Source organism: Pseudomonas sp. UBA3149 (genome assembly GCF_002364655.1).
Lineage (GTDB): Bacteria > Pseudomonadota > Gammaproteobacteria > Pseudomonadales > Pseudomonadaceae > Chryseomonas > Chryseomonas luteola.
Genome location: NZ_DEYV01000003.1, coordinates 71,880 through 90,817 on the forward strand (window position 1 = coordinate 71,880; position 18,938 = coordinate 90,817).

The 18,938-nt window shown below is 52.1% G+C and carries 21 protein-coding genes and 1 pseudogene; 4 read left to right on the plus strand and 18 right to left on the minus strand.

Features of this window, described 5'->3' with window-relative positions:
* Nucleotides 1-129: 129 nt before the first annotated feature.
* The 6 genes from B3729_RS01310 to B3729_RS01335 all read right to left on the minus strand — a co-directional run bounded on the left by B3729_RS01310 (nt 130) and on the right by B3729_RS01335 (nt 6,808).
* The gene (locus B3729_RS01310; protein WP_286786831.1) at nt 130-3,222 is read right to left on the minus strand and encodes an error-prone DNA polymerase; all 3,093 of its coding nucleotides are present in this window, start codon (nt 3,220-3,222) and stop codon (nt 130-132) included.
* A complete protein-coding gene (locus B3729_RS01315) occupies nt 3,198-4,625 on the minus strand; it encodes a Y-family DNA polymerase (RefSeq protein ID WP_286786832.1) in 1,428 nt (475 codons plus the stop codon). The genes B3729_RS01310 and B3729_RS01315 overlap by 25 nt, the downstream gene beginning before the upstream one ends.
* Nucleotides 4,626-4,635: 10 nt before the next feature.
* A complete protein-coding gene (imuA, locus tag B3729_RS01320; protein ID WP_286786833.1) occupies nt 4,636-5,253 on the minus strand; it encodes a translesion DNA synthesis-associated protein ImuA in 618 nt (205 codons plus the stop codon).
* Nucleotides 5,250-5,603, minus strand: coding sequence for a hypothetical protein (locus B3729_RS01325; RefSeq protein ID WP_286786834.1), 354 nt, complete (start codon nt 5,601-5,603; stop codon nt 5,250-5,252). The genes imuA and B3729_RS01325 overlap by 4 nt, the downstream gene beginning before the upstream one ends.
* Complete coding sequence (locus B3729_RS01330) at nt 5,587-5,775, minus strand: hypothetical protein (RefSeq protein WP_286786835.1); 189 nt, start codon at nt 5,773-5,775, stop codon at nt 5,587-5,589. Before B3729_RS01330 ends, B3729_RS01325 begins: the two co-directional genes overlap by 17 nt.
* 154 nt (nt 5,776-5,929) lie before the next feature.
* Nucleotides 5,930-6,808 (minus strand): LysR substrate-binding domain-containing protein, encoded by an 879-nt coding sequence (locus tag B3729_RS01335; RefSeq protein WP_286786836.1) that lies wholly within the window; start codon nt 6,806-6,808, stop codon nt 5,930-5,932.
* A 156-nt stretch (nt 6,809-6,964) separates the two neighbouring features.
* On the opposite strand from B3729_RS01335, the gene B3729_RS01340 reads away from it, so the two are divergent.
* From B3729_RS01340 to B3729_RS01350, 3 genes are all read left to right on the plus strand, one after another.
* Nucleotides 6,965-8,053, plus strand: coding sequence for an NADH:flavin oxidoreductase (locus tag B3729_RS01340; RefSeq protein ID WP_286786837.1), 1,089 nt, complete (start codon nt 6,965-6,967; stop codon nt 8,051-8,053).
* A gap of 302 nt (nt 8,054-8,355) precedes the next feature.
* Nucleotides 8,356-8,730, plus strand: coding sequence for a hypothetical protein (locus tag B3729_RS01345; RefSeq protein WP_074829237.1), 375 nt, complete (start codon nt 8,356-8,358; stop codon nt 8,728-8,730).
* The gene (locus B3729_RS01350) at nt 8,727-8,921 is read left to right on the plus strand and encodes a helix-turn-helix transcriptional regulator (RefSeq protein ID WP_286786838.1); all 195 of its coding nucleotides are present in this window, start codon (nt 8,727-8,729) and stop codon (nt 8,919-8,921) included. The genes B3729_RS01345 and B3729_RS01350 overlap by 4 nt, the downstream gene beginning before the upstream one ends.
* A gap of 444 nt (nt 8,922-9,365) precedes the next feature.
* On the opposite strand, the gene B3729_RS01355 is transcribed toward B3729_RS01350, so the two are convergent.
* From B3729_RS01355 to B3729_RS01390, 8 genes are all read right to left on the minus strand, one after another.
* Complete coding sequence (locus tag B3729_RS01355) at nt 9,366-9,875, minus strand: GrpB family protein (protein ID WP_286786839.1); 510 nt, start codon at nt 9,873-9,875, stop codon at nt 9,366-9,368.
* 94 nt (nt 9,876-9,969) lie between these two features.
* Complete coding sequence (locus B3729_RS01360) at nt 9,970-10,398, minus strand: hypothetical protein (RefSeq protein WP_286786840.1); 429 nt, start codon at nt 10,396-10,398, stop codon at nt 9,970-9,972.
* Between the two features lie 85 nt (nt 10,399-10,483).
* Nucleotides 10,484-11,020 carry a GrpB family protein gene (locus B3729_RS01365; protein ID WP_286786841.1) on the minus strand — a complete coding sequence of 179 codons (537 nt, stop codon included), beginning with the start codon at nt 11,018-11,020 and terminating at the stop codon, nt 10,484-10,486.
* A gap of 72 nt (nt 11,021-11,092) precedes the next feature.
* Entirely contained in the window at nt 11,093-11,419 is a 327-nt protein-coding gene (locus B3729_RS01370) for a hypothetical protein (protein ID WP_286786842.1), read from the minus strand.
* A gap of 55 nt (nt 11,420-11,474) precedes the next feature.
* Entirely contained in the window at nt 11,475-11,687 is a 213-nt protein-coding gene (locus B3729_RS01375) for a hypothetical protein (RefSeq protein ID WP_286786843.1), read from the minus strand.
* Between the two features lie 55 nt (nt 11,688-11,742).
* Complete coding sequence (locus B3729_RS01380) at nt 11,743-12,234, minus strand: AAA family ATPase (protein WP_286786844.1); 492 nt, start codon at nt 12,232-12,234, stop codon at nt 11,743-11,745.
* Between the two features lie 87 nt (nt 12,235-12,321).
* Nucleotides 12,322-12,927, minus strand: coding sequence for a DUF4145 domain-containing protein (locus B3729_RS01385; RefSeq protein ID WP_286786845.1), 606 nt, complete (start codon nt 12,925-12,927; stop codon nt 12,322-12,324).
* 71 nt (nt 12,928-12,998) lie between these two features.
* Nucleotides 12,999-14,132, minus strand: coding sequence for a hypothetical protein (locus B3729_RS01390; RefSeq protein ID WP_286786846.1), 1,134 nt, complete (start codon nt 14,130-14,132; stop codon nt 12,999-13,001).
* Between the two features lie 150 nt (nt 14,133-14,282).
* Between B3729_RS01390 and B3729_RS01395 the strand changes: the two are divergent.
* A pseudogene (locus tag B3729_RS01395) lies at nt 14,283-15,315 on the plus strand (IS110 family transposase).
* 266 nt (nt 15,316-15,581) lie between these two features.
* Here the strand turns inward: B3729_RS01395 and B3729_RS01400 are convergent.
* The 4 genes from B3729_RS01400 to B3729_RS01415 form a co-directional block, all read right to left on the minus strand.
* Nucleotides 15,582-16,136 carry a hypothetical protein gene (locus B3729_RS01400; RefSeq protein ID WP_286786847.1) on the minus strand — a complete coding sequence of 185 codons (555 nt, stop codon included), beginning with the start codon at nt 16,134-16,136 and terminating at the stop codon, nt 15,582-15,584.
* A 76-nt stretch (nt 16,137-16,212) separates the two neighbouring features.
* Nucleotides 16,213-16,875 (minus strand): hypothetical protein, encoded by a 663-nt coding sequence (locus B3729_RS01405; protein WP_286786848.1) that lies wholly within the window; start codon nt 16,873-16,875, stop codon nt 16,213-16,215.
* Nucleotides 16,876-17,285: 410 nt separating this feature from the next.
* Nucleotides 17,286-17,786 (minus strand): hypothetical protein, encoded by a 501-nt coding sequence (locus B3729_RS01410; protein WP_286786849.1) that lies wholly within the window; start codon nt 17,784-17,786, stop codon nt 17,286-17,288.
* A 103-nt stretch (nt 17,787-17,889) separates the two neighbouring features.
* On the minus strand, nt 17,890-18,438 hold the full coding sequence (locus tag B3729_RS01415; RefSeq protein ID WP_286786850.1) for a hypothetical protein: 549 nt from the start codon (nt 18,436-18,438) through the stop codon (nt 17,890-17,892).
* Nucleotides 18,439-18,938 lie beyond the last annotated feature (500 nt).

Consider the following 18,938-nt stretch of genomic DNA (forward strand, 5'->3'; position numbering starts at 1 on the left):
GTTGTGCCAGACCAGGTTTGCAACTAGGCGGACGGCTCTCGTATAAAAAATACGACAGTGCTCAAGGTCAGCTAGGCAAGCGCGACGATAGGCTCAGACCCAACCGCACCTTACCCGCAGTTAACCTCACTATTTGAAATCCCGGCTCCGGGTATCCAGTCCGTCAAGCAGCTCGCTCAGGTCTGTAAGACGACCCGCGATGAGATGAAGCACTCCTTCCTTTCGTTCAACCGTACCATCAATACGCAGCAGCCTCGACTGCAGCAGTTCGCGTCGTTGCCGCTCGGCAAGGTCACGCCATACGACCACATTGACCATTCCATACTCATCTTCAAGCGTTACAAAGGTGACGCCACTGGCAGTACCAGGGCGCTGCCGACCCACAACGAGGCCGGCAATGCGCGAGAGCTGCCCATGATATCGCTCGGCAAGTTCGCGCGAATCAAGCAGCCGGCGAGTCCTGAGCTCAGCCCTGAGCAGTGCTAATGGATGTGGCCCCAGCGTAGTACCTGTAGCGGCGTAGTCGGTATACAGATCGTCTGCCACAGTAGGCTCTGGTAATTTGACATGTTCCTCGCTCACCACTGCGCCCTCTGTGAAGAGAGGCAACTGCGGCTCGATAGCTGCCATATTCCAGCGGGCCTGATAGCGATGCCCCGCCAGGCTTTTGAGCGCGCCAGCGTCTGCCAGACATTCACGCGCTCTGGCATCGAGCCCTGCTCGCAGACAGAGATCGGCCACACTCAAAAACGGCTGTACCGCACAGGCTTTTTCAATAGCGCGTCCGGCTGATTCCGAAAGCCCTCGAATCATTCGCAAGCCTAATCGGATTGCAGGCTGGTCGGTGTCTGTCTGCTCCAGACTACAGTCCCAATGGCTATGACAGACGTCGATTGAACGCGTTTCAATACCGTGTCGCCGGGCATCCTGCAACACCTGATCAGGGCTATAAAACCCCATGGGCCAGCTATTGATCAGGGCACAGGCAAAAGCAGCCGGCTCATGGCATTTCAACCAGCAACTGGCATAAGTCAGTAACGCAAAGCTGGCTGCATGGGATTCAGGAAACCCATAACTGCCAAAGCCCTGAATCTGCAAAAAGATGCGCTCAGCAAATTCCCACGTATAGCCATTGGCAAGCATGCGTTCGGTCAGTCTTTGCCTATGCGGCTCAAGGCCGCCGTGGCGCTTCCAGGCGGCCATGGAGCGACGCAATTGATCGGCCTCGCCAGGCGTGTAGTCTGCAGCCACAATTGCCAGCTCCATGACCTGCTCCTGAAACAGCGGAACCCCCAAGGTACGCTCGAATACACGCTTCAGGCGGGAGGGATAAGCGATAGGCTCCTCGCCGTTACGGCGGCGCAGATAGGGATGAACCATATCACCCTGGATAGGCCCGGGACGAACGATTGCCACCTCGATGACCAGATCATAAAACGTTTGTGGCTTGAGCCGTGGCAGCATGGCCATCTGGGCCCGTGACTCGATCTGAAAAGTGCCTAGGGTGTCTGCACGACTGATCATGGCGTAGGTCTTTCGGTCTTCCTGAGGAATGGTGGCTAGGGTAAGTTCACGTCCTTTGTAGTGCCGAATCAGATCGAAGCAGCGGCGTAGCGCGCTAAGCATGCCCAGCGCCAAGATATCTACTTTTAGCAGCCCCATGGCGTCCAGATCGTCCTTGTCCCACTGAATAACGGTACGCTCGGCCATGGCTGCATTTTCTACGGGTACAAGCGTCTCCAGTGATTGCTCCGAAATGACGAATCCACCTGGGTGCTGCGAGAGATGCCGTGGAAACCCAATCAACTCACCAGCCAGGAAGAGCACCCGCTTGAGCAACAGACTCTCCGGGTCGAATCCGGCCTCCTGCAGGCGATCCGGAGGCGGTATACGATCGCTCCAGCGACCGCAGCATTCAGCCAGGGCATTGATCTGATCCGCCGGTAAGCCCAGCGCCTTGGCCACGTCACGCACGGCGCCAGTCGCGTGGTAGGTATTGACCACCGCCGTCAGGGCTGCACGTGTGCGCCCGTAACGTTGAAAGACATACTGGATGACCTCTTCACGGCGCTCGTGCTCGAAGTCCACGTCGATGTCTGGCGGCTCGTTTCGCTCATGGGAAATGAACCGCTCGAACAGTAAATTGATTCGCGTCGGGTCAAGCTCGGTAATCCCCAGGGCAAAGCATACCGCCGAGTTGGCTGCTGAGCCCCGACCCTGACAGAGAATGCCTTGCTCTCGTGCAAAGCGGACGATGTCATGCACGGTCAGGAAATAACTCTCGTACCGCTTCTGGCAGATCAGCTCAAGCTCACGATCCAGCTGTTTCGTAACAGTGTCCGGCACACCTTCCGGCCACCGCCAGATACTGCCCTGCTCTACCAACCTGCGTAGCCAGCTAGTGGGCGTATGCCCCTGAGGCACCACCTCCGAAGGATAGTGATACTGTAGTTCGGCAAGCCTGAACCGACAGCGCCGGGCAATCTTCACCGACTCGGCCAGCAACGCTGCCGGATAGCACTCAAACAGTGTCTCCAGGGTACGCAGGTGACGTTCGCCATTGGGGAACAACCGCTGCCCAGCTTCGGCAACCGTTACATGATGCCGGATGGCGGTCATGGTGTCCTGCAAGGCGCGTCGCCCTCGTGCGTGCATATGCACATCGCCACAGGCGACCAGAGGCAAATCCAGGGCGGCGCCTAACGCCTGAAGCCTTACCCATCTTTCGGCATCATCCGGACCATAATGCCGCTCGACACCTACCCATAGGCGCCCGGGAAAGCACTCGCTCAACCAGCTACCCTGCGCATTGTCGTCCGTGTCAGGCAGCCAGATCGCCAGAAGTCCCGAGCAGTGATCGGTAAGGTCCTCCTTGAGCAGACGATAACGGCCCTTTTCCGCACGGCGCCTCGCTCGGGTAATCAGTCGGCACAGATGGTGGTAGCCGCCCAGATCTTCCACCAGCAGCACAACCTTGGGACCTTCACTGATACAGAATTCAGCGCCCACAACCAGAGGTAGGCCATGTGCTTGCGCAGCTTGCCAGGCGCGTACGATACCGGCAAGCGTGCACTCATCCGTGATGGCCAGTGCCTCATATCCCAGGCGTTTGGCCCGTTCAAACAATTCATCGGCACTGGAGGCGCCTCGCTGAAAACTGAAATGGGATAAACAGTGCAGCTCCGCATAACCAGTGCTCATGCAAACCACCCATGCAACCACCAACCCGGCCGCTGTGCGATTGCCTGATAAGCCCAGGCCAGGCGGCCATTGGGAAGCTCCACCAGATAGTAGTCCCGGCGTATATCGCTGCCGTCCCACCAGCCAGACTCGATCCGCTCGGGGCCGGCCAGAATATGGGGTGCCGCCTCGCCCAGTGGAATAGGCTCACGTAACAGCCACGCCGGGCGCTTCCCTTGCGCAAGCATCTGTAGATCACATGATTTGGCATCCTGCCGCCAGGATGCCTCCGGCCGATGATCCCCCTGGCCGCCAACCGCATAGACGGCCGAATCACCAAGGCGTGTTCTGAGGCGTGTTCTGAGGCGTTCGCGTAACTGCTCCCATGACAGCGTCTGCTGCGGTCGCGGTTCAAACAAACTACGGTGCTCCGGTACAAAGGCTGGAAGTTGCTCCGCGACCAGCCGCAACGCCAGAATGGGCGCCGTAACCTGATGGATTTCCAGCCGCCCACGGGCATATTCAAACAACAGGCCCGCATCCCGTTCGGGTGTCAGGAGTCCTACCGTGATCAGGCTATCCGGTTGCGCACGGTGCTCCAGATACAGCATGAAGCGCTGCACACCACTGTCCCTCCCGGCCAGGTACATGGCCAGATCCAACGTCAGGCGACGTAACGGAAACAGGAGTTGTTGGTTCGACTCCACTTCAAAGTTAAACTCTACCCGCGTATCAAAGGTATCAGGCGGCCGGTAGAAGCCCAGCGCCAATGGCCTTCTACCCAGTAACAGATCGAGTTGGTTCAGCAAACCGGCGGGAAAGCGCCTGGCTATTTCGGCTCTGGGCAGATCCATTACCTGCCTGAGTCGTCTGAACCCCATACGGCCAAGCGATTGCACCAGGGCGTTGCCCAGGCCAGCCCGGTCCAGTGGCAAGGGGCCGAGCCTTTGCCGCAACTCCGTATCGTTCGCGATAACCAGGTCATCCGAGACATTGGCCATGATGCGCGCGGATACAGGATTGGGCGCCAGGGTAATACGATGGCTGAAGCCGAGCGCCGCCAACTCGTCACGTAGGCGCCTGGAGAACGCAGGCCAGGGGCCAAACAACGGCATGCTCGATTCAACTTCAAGCAGAAGCGCTCGTGGATAACGCAGACTCACCTGGGCACTGAAGCCATATGCCCAGGCAGCCAAAAGATTCTGGTTGCGCTCGATATCGTCCAGATCGTATTCGGCTGTTGCAAAGCCTGGGCATAAGGTTTGTGCAGCAGCGAGAGTCAACCCTGGCGCCAGCCCCAACGCCCTGGCATGGGCATTGACTGCACGCAGGACGCGCCGTTGTGGCGTACCTCCGAGCAAGACCAGGGGTTCGGTACATTCGGGACGGTGACGCAGTACACCGTCCAGCGCCAGCTGTGGCAGCAGGATACACGCCCATTTCATAGCAGTCCCCTTAGCGCCAGGCAGCCGCAGGAAGAGGCAGTGCTTTCGGTTGACCGCCACGGCACTTGAGGATGCGCAGCTGTAACGGGCTGGGCTCTATCACTAGCCGTAGGGCAGCAGGTGATGGATTGGCAGCCTCTTCAAGGCTACGGTAGACAAACGCCAATGTCTGCCCGGTCTCGGCCGCCACTTGTAGCCTGCGTAGCGCCTTGTCATCCGCACGTTCCGGCCAACACAATACCGCACCACAACTGCCCGAGCGAAGGCATTGCTCTGCAGCCCATAAGGTTTCTCGTCCTTTGGCTTCGACGATACCCACCAAGTCCATATCGACCCCAGCGGCGATCCAGGCCTGGGGATAAGGCACGTAAGGGGGCGCAATCAAGGTGACTCGCTCACCGCTTTGCGTCAGCCGGGCAAGCGTAGGCCAAAGCAGCTTGATATCCCCTATTCCAGTATAGGGCAACAGGATCTCAGTCAAGGCAGCCTCAGGCCAGCCGCCAAAAGGCAATCGCTCATCCAGCTCCGCATATCCGGTTGGCTGAATGCCTGTTCTGACCTGAACGCCGTGGCCCTTCCAGACCCGACGACTATCAAGCAGGCCTTCGAGCGCTACAACATTACTCATGGCATGCCTCCCGCTTTGCGCAGGGCATGGGTCAGCTGGAGATTGTCTCCGGCCAGCGGCTTGAGCAGTAGCCTGAGCAAAGCCAGGCGCGCATGCCGAGCCGAATTAAATGCCTTAAAGCGGGAGATGTGCCGATGGGCCTTTACCAGACCGTTGTAAGTATCAACGAGGACTGGTTTGTTAGACGGCTTATATTGAAGGTGATTGGCCTGCTGGGCTTTTGCTAAAACGCCACGTAACCTATCCAACGTCTCGTTGAGTAAGTGATCATAGCGAAGCAGTAATGATTGTGGCCGGAACAGAATGACTTGCAGATCAAGCGAGTCGATCGCTTCACTGAGCTTGTCCATGTGGCCCTACCTTGAGCACGACAACGTTTTCAGCATCCTTGCAAGCCGCTGGTTGGAATGTGCTCTCGGAAAGCCTGTGCGCCAGATAAAGATAATCTTCCTGCGCCATCCAACAGACAGGGTCGATCTGTTTTTCAGGGCTGAGTCGTCGTAAAAGGGCAATCATGAACATGGGTGAGACCTCCTTTGCTATTACTGTATAAATAAACAGTAATAAGACAAACGGTATCTCGCAATCTTGACTCCGACGAACGGTATATCAAAAGGCCTTTATTTAATGTGTATTCTTCTTACCACATCATTGAACCCATACCATGCTCTACCCTTCAAGACCTGTTCAGACGATTTCCAAGCAGTTCCAGGAAAACCTTTACCCTCAGTGGGATATAACGCCGAGTCGGTAGTAGCGCCCAGATAGACAGCGCCTGCGGCTGTACATCATCCAGGCTGACCTCTACCAACGAACCGGCTGCCAGCGCTTCATGCACATCCCAATAGGTCAGCTGCGCCAGACCCAACCCCTGAAGGCAGGCAGTACGAATACCTTCAAGGCTGCTGCTGGAAAGCCGCCCCTCCACCCGAATCGAGCGCACCTGCTGCCCTGCCATGAAAGGCCAGTGCTGAAGGCCGTTCAACAGGAGACAGGCGTGACGGGACAATTCACTTGAGTTAACAGGCGTGCCGTTGAGCCGCAGGTATTGTGGGGAGGCACATAACACACGTGGATTGACTGCCAGCTGACGTGCGATCAGGTTCGAGTCTCGCAAAGGTGCAATGCGAATGGCTACATCGATACCGCTCCCCACGATATCGACAATGTTATCACTCAGATTCAAATCCACCTTCAAGGCAGGATGCTCTGCCAAGAGCTGGGGTAATAGAGGCGCAATCACCGTGCGGCCAAAAACCGCTGGCGCGGTGATCTTCAGCACACCGCGAGCACCAGAGGCCTCTGGAGAAAGCGTAGCACGTGCAGCTTCCTCAGCCTCCAGCATGGTCTGGGCATACGGTAAAAACGCCTCGCCTTCAGGCGTCAGCGATACGGAGCGGGTCGTGCGGTGAATCAGCCGAACCCGTAATTCACGCTCCAATGCTGCCAGCCGACGTGAAACAGACATAGGTGTCATACCGAGGCGGCGGGCCGCACCTGACAAACTCCCCGCCGCTGCAATAGCTGCCAGGACGCCAACATCTTTCATATCCATGGATTTTAACGCCTGCCGTTATACCGGTTACTCACCTGTGCAGACTACAGAAGCACTCAAGATCTCGCTATCGTAGCCACACGATCTCTCTTCAAGCCTATCGATAAAGGCTTGGCAGACTTCTCTTTGCATTAAAGCCTTTGGAGACATCATCCCATGGTCAAGACACTTTTCACTCATTTCGATATAAACGGCGTATCGTTAAACAACCGCCTCGCCGTAGCGCCCATGACACGTGTCAGTGCCAATGAGGACGGGACCCCGAACGACACCATGAATCGTTACTACGAGCGCTTTGCACGTGGTGGGTTTGGGTTGATCATCACGGAAGGCCTGTATACCGATCAGGCTTACGCTCAGGGTTATGCGTATCAGCCTGGGATGAGCGATAACGAGCAAGCCCAGGCCTGGAAACCTCTTGTGAATACCTTGCATGTCCAAGGCAGCAAGGTCTTTGCCCAACTCATGCATGCCGGCGCACTGACTCAGGGCAATCGGTTCCGCAACGACACCCTCGCCCCCTCTGCCCTCCAACCCAAAGGCGAGCAGATGACGTTCTACCGTGGTCAAGGCCCTTATCCCCTGCCAAAAGCAATGACCGAAGCAGACATCGCTGATGTCATCAGTAGCTTTGCCCAGGCAGCCAAGCGGGCGGTGGAGGTTGCGGGATTCGATGGCATAGAGCTCCATGGCGCTAATGGCTACCTGCTTGATCAGTTCTTTACCGACTACACCAACACGCGTGATGACCGCTGGGGTGGTGATATTCGCCAACGCCTTTCATTGAGCCTTGAAGTGTATAAAGCGGTTCGCTCCGCAGTCGGGGCTAACGTGCCCGTGGGAATCCGCATATCCCAAGGCAAGGTGAACGACTTCGAGCACAAATGGAAAGAAGGCGAAGCCGGAGCAGAAATTGTATTTGGTACGCTGGCCGAAGCGGGTATCGACTTCATCCACGTGACCGAGCACGAAGCATGGCAGCCTGCCTTTGGCGAAGGGCCCAGCCTTGTAGCACTGGCACGCCGCTATGCTCCCACTGTTACAGTCATTGCCAACGGCAAATTGCATGACCCGGAGCGGGCAGCACAGGCGCTGGAAGACGGTGCCGATCTGATTGCCATTGGACGCGGTGCGCTGGCCAACGCCGACTGGCCGCAAAAGGTGGAGAACGCACAAGCACTGGCTGAATTCGATCCTAGCCTGCTAGGCCCGATTGCCCATATCAAGGCATCCGAAACGCTCTGAGGCCTAGGCCTTTACCAAAATAATATTCAAGTAATGCAGCCAAACGGCTAGACATTTGTCTGGCCGTTTTGCTTCAGCTCTACGTGCTACCGCCTTACGCTACTGGACAACAGCTCGCCCTTAACCCTTATTTTTCTGCCTTGAATGTCAATGCGATCAAGCTCTTCGCCCTCTTAATGTATCTTCCCACAAGGTCCTTGTAGCTGGGCCAATCAAAATCCGGTTATTTATGTAAAGCTCGCTTTACATATCTCATAAGATGGTCAATGATGGAAAGGAGACTTTACATCCAGGAGCATTACATGTCCCGGTATCACTATGAGTTAGGCGCTGCACTTCTTCTTTATAGTACCGTTCTGGTCGCATCCCTGATCCTGCTGCGGCATCTTGAAGGCGCTAGTCTGGCAGTACAGACAGTGGTTTCGTTATTGCCCATCGCCCCGGCCGGGTTGATGTGTTGGGCGATCGTCCGGCAGCTTCGCCGCCTTGATGAGATGCACCTGCGCATCCAACTTGAAGCGCTCGGCTTTGCCTTTGCGGCTTCCGCCCTGCTGACCTTCAGTTATGGGTTTCTTGAAAACGTAGGTTTTCCCCATATCAGCTGGCACATGGTGTGGCCAATCATGGGACTCATGTGGATGATAGGGCTGAGAATAGCGACGCTACGTTACCGATGAAAAACAGACTCAAGGAGCTGCGCGCTGAACGTAACTGGTCCCAGGCCGATCTCGCCTCGCAACTCGACGTTTCCCGACAAACCATCAACGCCATCGAAAACGGCCGCTACGACCCTAGCCTGCCACTGGCCTTTCAGATAGCACGGATTTTTGCCTTGCCTATCGAAGCAATCTTTAATGATGAACAATAAGGGTTACTAATACATTCACTTAGTATGGCTCTCCTGCCTCTGCCCGAACGACTTCCACGTATTCCGAGCGCAGCTGGCTGTTGAATTTAATTTAAGGCTAACGCCTATCTGGCTCGCTATACGCAGGATCATGTGATGCGGCAGCTCAAATGGCTTGCTTTTGCTTCTTATGCAACATTACGCTGCCTTATGCAGACATAAATGGCAGGTTTTAGCAGGCCCCCTTACCTAATCAGACAGGGGCTGGTTGGATGAAGGTTGTATCTGCAAATACTGTAATTGCACCAAAATCTCCTTCGAGGATATAGCGATCCTTACAGCATGAAACTGACTCTATTTCCCCAAAAGTGGCGAAACCATCAGATCCAGTTCCATTGAAGTACCTAACACCTGAGTTAAGCCGCGCCACGAAGCGGCGTCGGCTTGGATGAATTTTAGCCCATATCATCGCACTTCAGCAGCCGCCAGTGCCGACTGGATGAAAGGCCCCTTTGCCGCCTGATAGGCGCTCTTATCCGATGGATATTGGGCCGCCAGACTAAGCTTAAGCTCCTGATAGGACGAGCGAAGCGCGCTGTCGGAACGAAGCAGGTTCCGGAACGCCAGATGCTCCATCCAGAAGGCGGAGCCCATTTCTACCGCGTGGACGTGCACGCGCAGCGGGCCAGTGGACTTAACAAAATATCGCTTGTTTGGCAGCTCCCGCTCATATCTTGCGACATACTCGTAGCCGGCGCTTACCAGATCAGGAACTTTCGACTCGATGGCCGTAAGACTCCGGGCGCCCACCAAAATGTCCAAGACGGGCTTCGCGGCCAGGCCCGGCACGGAGGTACTGCCAATATGCTCAATCTCCATAGTGCATGGTGACAGCACGTGCAGCAGCTCTTCGCGGATCGCGCAGAATGCTTTTGGCCACTCAGGAGAATATGGGCTAACTACGACAATGGCCATGCGGGCTAGCGTTCGGCATGAGCGACATGGCTCGGCTTGTCAGGACACATCCACTCGATTGAGAGGCTAAGTAACACGTACTGGATTTGGCGCTTCATGACTTCTTCTTTGCTTTTGTCAGGACGCCGCTCTCATACCTGGCGTCTAGCATGGCTGAGAACTCCTGAAAGTCGTGTGCGGACTCAGGTGCCACGTACATCAGTTCCCCGAAGGTTTTTGCATAGTCTTCCAAGTACAAGCCTTCGTCTCCGTAGTACTTGTTGGCAAATGAGCTACCCTCGTCACTTAGATCTTTATCAATGAACTTGCCATCACAGTATTTGAAGAAGAACTCGGTAGCAGATAAATCGCCGTTGATTACGGCTTGAACCGCTTTTGGTTTCCCTTCTGTGTGCAGTTCGCCTGCCCATCCTTTGATAAAGCACCACTTGAGAAAGAGTGCAATGTGTGTTCCACCATTCTCTTGGGGCTGATCCGCGGGAAAATCTCCACCGTAGTGCCACTTTGCGTCGTCGTATTTCATATTCGTCCTTGCGGCGCTTAACGTTTGGTTGAGGGTCGCGCTTTAATCAGTCTCAGCGAACGAAGCAAACCATCTAAACCACTCGTTAGGCCTCGCGCAAAATGGAAACCACGAACTCCTCTTTTGCATTAGTGTAAGCCTCCCGATCTGTGGAGTGCATGATGGCGAGCTTGGTCTTTAGCTCTGCATATCTTGCTGCGTACTCGGAATTAGACCGTAGCTTATCTCTGAATTTTAGTCGTTCATGCCAGATTTTACTGCCATGGACAACAAGATGAAGATGATGCGTTCGATGCCCGTTTGCCCAACGCATGAACCACTTTCGATCTGACAATGACTCGTTGAACTCAGCAGAAGTGTTATAGCCCGATTCACACAATGGCAACGCAAGTCGTTCGGCAATTGATATGGACTCAACGCCGGCAATAATATCGATGATTGGTTTGGAAGTAAGACCAGGAATTGCGGTGCTTCCGATGTGCTGAATGTCTATAAAGACATCTTGGAACAGAGACATGAGACGTTCTCGCTCAGCTTCAAACACCTTAGGCCAAGAGGAATCATACGAGTGCAACTCCACGTTTTCGTTGATAGCAGCGAGAAGCGACTCTTCTTCAGTCATGTTTGTTTTTCTTCTAAGTCTGACATTTAAAGTAACTGGCAGCCGGAACGCGCAGTCCACTTGACTGCAAGGTTAGCCATTATGACGCTCCAGAATAGGGTTGAAAACGGTAAGGACGATAGCCTTTCCGACGACATGGGACGCTTCAGAAACAACAATCTCGCGGTTCCGCCACAGCGTGTTCGGATAGACCTCGGGGGTAATAAACCACACGTTTGCTCGACATTCGCCGCCAGGCGCCAGTTCAGCAATATCAAGCAGCTCTATTCTCACCGATGTAAGGTAGTCATCGCGAATGGCAAAGTTAGGCAAATACCCAGAGCTGATCGACCATGTCTTTCCTCCTACATCAGTAGGGATCAGGCGAAGGATGACTTCTGCGTCGGCAGGGCGGTTCATTTGCTTGGCTAACCTATGAGTTCAGCGGCCCGCTTTGGCGAATCTGCTACAGTAATTAGTTGGTGATAAACACCATGTCGTTAGGAAAAAACGACTCATACACAACACCTACTTTATATAAAACAGCTCTTGATCGAAAGGCAATGGCGTTTGAGCTTTCATTTACTTCTGGCAACGCATCGCTTGGAATTTTTTCCATACATTGACGATAAACGCGACTTGTTCTGGGATAGCCAAAGAGCAATTTTGCCTTTTGCGATTTTGTCATCGAGATCTGTTGGGTCCATGTAACCTGCATTTGACGCTAGGTTAAGAAGCGGGTTTTAACCCGCCCCAAGCCGAACCACATTGAACTGCTCCTCCGGTGTTGGCGGCGCAAAGTAGGCCAATAGGGCATCAAACGTGGCGTCATCTTGCAGCGGGTCACCGCCATTAATGGACCGGCGTTCCCTAAGCTGCCGTCTGCATGTGTCGTTCGATACATCAAGGTAGTGCAGTTGATGGTGCGCACCTGAGCTTTCAATGAGTTCCCGGAACCAGGCCCGCTGATTCACAGTATTACCGGGAAAGTCCAAGACAACAGATATACCCTGACGTAGCAGCGCATGGATATGGCCAGTCAAAGTGTTCTTGATGCGGCCGGACAGCGTCATGTAGCTGCCTAGATCGGTGACCTCGCCGGGATAGAGGCCACGCAGCAGATCGTCTTCTGATAGGAGAACCGCACCTGAGGACTCTGCGAGCAATTTGGCGAAAGTAGACTTACCAGCGCCCATTTTTCCGCACATGAAGTGAATGGTTGCTCTCTCAATCACTCAAAATCTCCTAAGTGCACCTAACATTTGTTAAGGGGCGGGCTTTAGCCCGTCCCAGTGAACGAAGCGAACGGTTTTAACCAACTGTTAGGTTTTTGCTGGCTTTCTGGCCATAAACTGATTGAATTTCTCACTTAGTACGAAAACGTACTCGCAAATAGCTTCAGCAAAATCTAGTAAATCTTTAGCATCTTCTTTTGATATTTTTTCTTCTGAAGCATGTGCGCCAATATTTCTATGCTTCCTAAGCTCATCGCTCCATCGATAGAGCCTCTCGTCAATTACGCCCTTTGATTTTAGTTCTTCCAAACCTTTTGCGAGCGTTCTGCTTGTCGTGTTTTGATATTTACAAACGGCCTCTAAGGTGCGCCCACTCATTACTACTGAAGCACTATAGGCTCTGGCTTTATAGCAAAGTCTTGCTTCAGTTAGGGAGTTTCGTGCGATATCAGGAATGCTCCAGTCAATATGGCTGTCTTGTTTAGGCCACAGTCTGAATGCGTCAGACCACTCGTGTTTATCCCAGCCGGTTTGAATAAGTTCTGCCCCGCCGAGTAGAGAGTTGTTGCAAATTGGGCATTGGAGGAGAACTGCCTTAAATGGAAAAGGATCTTCATTAGGGTCGTATGACTCGTGCTCACCCTTAACGATTCCATCGACCTTTGATTCGCAATATGGGCACTCAATAATCATGGTTTCAACCTAACGTTGTGGCTTTGCGGCGTGCCGAAGCGTAGCGTAGGTGCGTCCGCAACAGCCAATTGTTATAGCATGATTTCTGCGAATACTGATCGCGCTTCTTGCAATGACTTCTCCACTCTTGGGAACTTGCGCCCCCTTTCAGAGAGGTATTGCTCTATCACTGAAAAACAACCATCAAGATTCGACAAGTCTCTGTCTGTAAACGTAATAGTATTTATCCTAAATTTAGAAAAATAATCATTACGCTTGCTCATCTCCTTAGCCCAATCATCACGTAGTGCTTTATTCATTTCTACTTTAGTGACATCACGAATCCTATCCACTTTCATATGCGTAGATGCCGGGCTTAATTCAAAGCCTGTTTTACTCATCGTATAAGGATTTAGTACCGCATAATCAAGTCGATACTCGTGATTTTTATCTTTACCGGCTAATCGCAACTCAGGAATAAGAAAGGGTTCTTCATATGGGTTTGAGGATTTACTCAAATAGGAAAGATAGCGATCCGCTATCCCTTTCTCATATTGAGAATTGGAGACCCGTTTCAAGATACTCCGATAGAATTGCGAGAACTGCTTCGGAGAATCGAATGCCACTGGCTCATCTGATTCAAGGTCTATTAGACCTGAATGCATTACATGCCGCACTGTCCAATAGTTAAAGTCGACCCGGCGCATTTCAGATTTATCATTTACCCATTCATCGCTTCTCATCTCGGGAGAGATGAGCAATCCCCACACTAGGTTTCCAGATCCAAACCAAACTGACCATAAATTCTCGTCGGGCTTGTTGCGTACACGTTCTTTGAAATTGCGATAGAAGTTTCTGGTTAGGAACAGGAACACGTACTCAGTGAGAAGATCGTCCTTTAACGCGCACATCAGAAAATATTCACGGCCAACGCGTCCATAGTAGTTTGGTTTTAGACGACCTTGACTGGCTTGGCTCTGTACGCGCTCCGTAAGCCCTTGAAGCCACTGTGAGATAAAATCTTTTGGATCAAGAAATGCGGTTCGGACACTGTCGACATAAACGTTATTGTTGGAACCGAGCATCGCGTGAAACGAATGTATCGATCGGTTTCCCGTAATGTCCTCAAAGCGATCCAAAGCGTCTGGCTGCAGTTGCCGAATACGCTCAGTCAGTTGCTGCTCTTGCTTCTCAAGAAAGCGCTTGTCGAGCCCACGAACATCCATCAGGTAAAGGTACTCTTATAACGTTTGGTTAAAGGGCGGGCTTTAGCCCGTCCCAGTGAGCGAAGCGAGCGGCTTGAAGGCTGTAATGGACTCTCCCTGCACCACATTTCTTCTATAACACAGTGGTGACTGTTCGCTGGGAGAGGTGCAATGAAACGCATAGCGGTTGATTTGGCCAAGTCCGTTTACCAGGTTGCCGAGAGTGTTCAGGTCGGTCGGGTGGATCGGCGCAAGCGGCTCGACTCCAGGACATTTGCGCAATATGTACAGGAGCAGCTCGAGCCTGTCGAGTGGGTGATGGAAGCCTGTGGCACCGCTCACCATTGGGGTCGGTTGATGCAAGAGAAAGGACATCGTGTCGTGCTCTTACACCCTCGTTACGTGCGCCCGTATCGGCGACGCAACAAGACAGACCGCAACGACTGTGACGCCATTCTGGAAGCAGCGCGCTGCCAGGAAATCCGCCCGGTTCCGGTCAAGAGTATGCAGCAACAGCAGGTGCAGCAACTCCACAAGCTGCGCGAGGGTTGGAAGAAATCCCGTGTTCAACGCATCAACCTGTTGCGCGGTATCCTGCGTGAGGCAGGGGTTGACGCACCGAACAGCATCAAGCCTTTTCTGCGCCAGGCGTGCGAGCTGATCGAGCGGGCCGAAGTATGTGCCTTGCGCGGAGCGCTGCAAGTGGTGCTGGCCTCTATGAACAGTCATGCGCGAGTGCGAGGAGCAACTGGCACGCTGGCATGCCGATGATGAAATAGTCCATAAGCTCGACGAAGTCAGTGGCATTGGCCTGCTGACAGCCAGTGCGTTGAAGACCGCCGTTGGCAAACCTGAACGTTTCGCCAGCGGCCGACACCTCAGCGTCTGGCTAGGCATGACGCCGAACGAATACAGCAGTGGGGAACGTCGCAGGCTTGGACGGATCAGTTGCAAAGGCAACGTCTACGTTCGTACTTTGCTGATTCATGGTGCGCGAGCCGCGCTATTGGCAGCTAAACGCTGCAAGGCGCGAACACCTGAGCGGCTGACTCAACTGCAGCGTTGGGCCTTGGACACCGCTGAACGCATCGGCCATAACAAGGCCGCCGTGGCATTAGCCAACAAGTTGGTAAGGATCTGCTGGGCGGTGTGGTGCCATGAGCGGCAGTTCAGCGGTAACTGGCACAGCATAAAGCCCACCTGACGGCGGGATTAACAATGAAGTGAGTTTCTAGTGGTTGTGGTGAGAAGCGAGACTGTCGGAACAGGCGAGTCCTGCAGCAGAGCAAGGTCGATAACAATGATGATCTTTGTGATCGCTTGAACGCTTGGCCCCTGATGCGCGAACTACAGAATGGCCAGGGCAGTGCCCAGTAAAGGCCGGATATACGAATGCAACCGCGCTGACGACAGGATCGAAAAAGCTATCCTCACTGCTTGTGGGGAGAGTCCATATACAGTTGTTAGGCTTTATCGTGGTATACATTTTTCCGCTAGCCTGAGTAGTGTTGCCTTTTCACTGCTAGGAAACAATGTAAGCAGCTGCTCATAACTTACCGAGCCAAGGCTCCCATATTCTTGGCGAATACTGTGCGCTGCTGAGAAACAGCCTCCGGGAAGGGCGCGAACTAACTCTAATGCTTCGTAATACAGGTCGTTTTCTGGAGTTTTTATGGTGTCGAGGAGAAATTTTTCTTGAGCGTATATAGAGAACTCAACAGCAGCACCTTCTTCCAAAAAATTTGTATATCCAACAATTGGATTCAACAGATGAACTGTTTCATGAGCCATCTCATATAAAGTTGTAGGCCAGTAGCTCTTGCTGTTATTTCCCAAGCTTACAAATGCACCGTCTAGTGATGGAGTATTGTAGATATAGGGGCCGTCAACACTGAATGTAGGTTGATAGATCTTTTTGGATTGATCGCGTTTTCCAAAATGGCTTTCAGCCAATTCAAGCAAATAGCTCTGCAATGACCAAAGAGACTGTGGGTCACGTTCTGGGATTGAGGTTGGTAGCTGCATGGGAAGCCTAACGTTTGGTTAAGGGGCCGGCTTTGGCCGGTCCCGAGTGAGCGAAGCGAGCGGCTTGAACCATTTGTTATAGGTTCTGCTCAGCAGTGTATCGAGATTCAAGATTTTCTAGGAAGAACTCTATTGTTGATAATATCTCATCGATGTAGGATTTCGATATTTTTATGTGGTCTCTTTCTAGTTTTACGCCAGGTATGTCTTTGATTGTCTTTTGTATCTTTGATTTGGCTTCTTTGTTTGTTGCAACTCCATTGGAGTGCACTAGGAAGTTCCTGATTTCGCTCAATTTTACGAGCTCTTCCCATTCTTTGTTTAGTTCGTCTAGGTTAAGAAGCAAAACCTTTGAAAGATAAGTCTTGCTTCTAAAAATTCCACTGCCATAAATCTCTTTTGGTGAGATTTGGCGCTTGTCGTATTCGTTAATTTTTTTGCAAAAATCGTCAAGAAAGAACTCAAGGTATGTGTAGATCGACACTATTGCTGATTTGGTAAATATTTCAATGTGTCTTCCATATCCTAGCCGAAGGGATATGTTGCGAAAAAAAGTGCCTGCGTCTTTTTCCTCGTCTGTTTTGTAGATTTCTTTATCGTGCCTTTCTTCTATCTTGTATTTTTGACTTTCTAGATAGTTTTCAATTTTATCCGTGTAGGCTCGAAGGTCTTTTAATCCGTTGCGTATTTGGGTTTTAAAATACACGGACAGGATTTTTTTGTTAATGGAGTTGTCCATGGTTTTACCTATAACGTTTGGTTAAGGGGCCGGCTTTAGCCCGTCCCGAGTGAGCGAAGCGAACGACTTGAGCCAATTGTTAGATTGCCCAGCCGTACGCCGCAAGTGAGGCCAGCACTGCGCTTGACCGACGGAGCGCACGGTGTGTCGGATTTGGCCCGGAAAGTTATTTGTGCTGTGCACATTCTTTGAAAGCAACTCCTTTGCTGGCCACAAATAACCGCCTCTACAGTCAGGCGACCATTCGATTCAGGCGCACCGCGCTGATGCGGTGATTGTGTTTCCTGACTCGGTGCTGAATAACCAATTTTGCCCTTGCGCCTAACGTTTGAGCTAACCGGCGAGCAAAAGCGTAGCCTTTGCGAGTCCAGCGAACGAAGTAAGCGAGGTTGAGCGAGTAGTTAGAGGATTCACTGCGGAATGTACCTTAGCATTTTCTTGGCTTTTTCATTTGCAACGGCTAGTTGCGCCGGATCGTTTCTTAAACTTTCAACGAAGTCCAGCGATCCTTCCATGAAGGAGAAAATAAGCTCTTTAACGTTGACTAACTTCGCAGTGCCAATTGCCGTTGGGTCTGGTGTTGCTTGGCCAGAATAATAGTAAATGCTGCAAGCCTTTCCGCTTTTTACATCTCTTGCCTCTGCGTTTCCCATATGTAGCAGGCCATTCCGAGCGGCCCATAAATCATCGGCATCACAGTTAACCCTGCCCGCGGGCAGAATGTAACTTGTAACCCAGTCTTTAAAGTCTTTGGGGGTTACATCATCTGCCGATGTTGAGAGCCATGCCATGTGATCAACGTACGCATACCAGAGGGTTATCGCGCCTTCGAGATAGCCTTCGGAAAATAGTTTCTCCATGGCGCCGACACAGCGAATTAGGTGTTTATGGATGTTTGCTGTTGAGCTCATGGCCATCCTCTAACGTTTGGTTAAGGGGGCCGGCTTTAGCCGGTCCCGAGCGAGCGAAGTGAGCGCCTTGAACCATGTGTTAGGCACAGGCTGCACCGACGAATTAACGCTTGGTGACTTTGCTAGATAAACCTTCCTCTTGCATTTCAGGAAGTTCCTGTATTGCTTCCGATAGTAGCTCTACAATTGCATAGGCTTTTTTATGAAACTCAACTAGCTCGGTAACGGTGAAAGAGATAAAGCTTTTCCTATGCTTATTTCCCTCAGGAATGCCACCACAGAAATTTGTGCCAAATATCTGCTCGTCATTACTTCGTGACCAGCAGAAATGAGCGAATTTATTTCTAGTAGATCTAAGTGGTATAATCTGGTTGTTTATTTCTTGAATATGTTTGATTTGATCTTCGTTTACCAGCTTGTACCTATATCGATATCTATGTATTTCACAAGCTTCTCTGATGGCCTCTTGACGCTTCGCTCCGGACATATGGTCAGTGTAGGTGCGTGCTAAGAAAGTCGGTGTAACCAATAGACGAGAAAGTAGCTCCCCAAGTAGAAATTCAATGTTCGACCACTCAACCGTGAGCTTGCCGATAGCTTGGAAATGCTCGTCAGTTAGTTCTGCATACTGCGATGAGTGATTTAACGGCATTCTATTTCCTGAGCCTAACGTTTGGTTAAGGGGCGGGCTTTAGCCCGTCCCAGTGAGCGCAGCGAACGGTTTGAACCATTTGTTAGCCGAGCTCTCATGTCTTGCTAGAAATAACATGGATGATTAATTCAAGCGAGCTGTCTGCCAGCAATGATGGATCGTCTCGGCTTGAGTGAGTGAGGGAAAACAAAGCACCCGGTTGTGTGTCAGATGGCATTGAGAAGTAGGTGTAGAGGTGGTTTTTTATAGACTCGGAGTAATTTATGTAAATCTCCGATTCTATAATTTCTATGGTGGCGAGCTTGCCATGACACCTGGTGTGCAGTGTGGAAAAAAAGGAGGTTGAGCTGCAAAGATCAAAGGATGCTGACGCGCCGTGCCTGCCTTTATGAATTGATCTAGCGACTGCATTGAGCTCAGCTGTGTTGCCGTAAAGATGCAGTTCCTTGTTTTTAACTCCGCAAACATGATTGCTCTCTGGCCGTGGATCTTAAGGTCTT

Excerpts from the sequence above, each read along its gene's own strand:
- B3729_RS01315 (WP_286786832.1), bottom strand. The coding sequence starts at position 4,625 with ATGAAATGGGCGTGTATCCTGCTGCCACAGCTGGCGCTGGACGGTGTA.
- imuA (WP_286786833.1), bottom strand. The coding sequence starts at position 5,253 with ATGAGTAATGTTGTAGCGCTCGAAGGCCTGCTTGATAGTCGTCGGGTC.
- B3729_RS01325 (WP_286786834.1), bottom strand. The coding sequence starts at position 5,603 with ATGGACAAGCTCAGTGAAGCGATCGACTCGCTTGATCTGCAAGTCATT.
- B3729_RS01330 (WP_286786835.1), bottom strand. The coding sequence starts at position 5,775 with ATGTTCATGATTGCCCTTTTACGACGACTCAGCCCTGAAAAACAGATC.
- B3729_RS01335 (WP_286786836.1), bottom strand. The coding sequence starts at position 6,808 with ATGGATATGAAAGATGTTGGCGTCCTGGCAGCTATTGCAGCGGCGGGG.
- B3729_RS01340 (WP_286786837.1), top strand. The coding sequence starts at position 6,965 with ATGGTCAAGACACTTTTCACTCATTTCGATATAAACGGCGTATCGTTA.
- B3729_RS01345 (WP_074829237.1), top strand. The coding sequence starts at position 8,356 with ATGTCCCGGTATCACTATGAGTTAGGCGCTGCACTTCTTCTTTATAGT.
- B3729_RS01350 (WP_286786838.1), top strand. The coding sequence starts at position 8,727 with ATGAAAAACAGACTCAAGGAGCTGCGCGCTGAACGTAACTGGTCCCAG.
- B3729_RS01355 (WP_286786839.1), bottom strand. The coding sequence starts at position 9,875 with ATGGCCATTGTCGTAGTTAGCCCATATTCTCCTGAGTGGCCAAAAGCA.
- B3729_RS01360 (WP_286786840.1), bottom strand. The coding sequence starts at position 10,398 with ATGAAATACGACGACGCAAAGTGGCACTACGGTGGAGATTTTCCCGCG.
- B3729_RS01365 (WP_286786841.1), bottom strand. The coding sequence starts at position 11,020 with ATGACTGAAGAAGAGTCGCTTCTCGCTGCTATCAACGAAAACGTGGAG.
- B3729_RS01370 (WP_286786842.1), bottom strand. The coding sequence starts at position 11,419 with ATGAACCGCCCTGCCGACGCAGAAGTCATCCTTCGCCTGATCCCTACT.
- B3729_RS01375 (WP_286786843.1), bottom strand. The coding sequence starts at position 11,687 with ATGACAAAATCGCAAAAGGCAAAATTGCTCTTTGGCTATCCCAGAACA.
- B3729_RS01385 (WP_286786845.1), bottom strand. The coding sequence starts at position 12,927 with ATGATTATTGAGTGCCCATATTGCGAATCAAAGGTCGATGGAATCGTT.
- B3729_RS01390 (WP_286786846.1), bottom strand. The coding sequence starts at position 14,132 with ATGGATGTTCGTGGGCTCGACAAGCGCTTTCTTGAGAAGCAAGAGCAG.
- B3729_RS01400 (WP_286786847.1), bottom strand. The coding sequence starts at position 16,136 with ATGCAGCTACCAACCTCAATCCCAGAACGTGACCCACAGTCTCTTTGG.
- B3729_RS01405 (WP_286786848.1), bottom strand. The coding sequence starts at position 16,875 with ATGGACAACTCCATTAACAAAAAAATCCTGTCCGTGTATTTTAAAACC.
- B3729_RS01410 (WP_286786849.1), bottom strand. The coding sequence starts at position 17,786 with ATGAGCTCAACAGCAAACATCCATAAACACCTAATTCGCTGTGTCGGC.
- B3729_RS01415 (WP_286786850.1), bottom strand. The coding sequence starts at position 18,438 with ATGCCGTTAAATCACTCATCGCAGTATGCAGAACTAACTGACGAGCAT.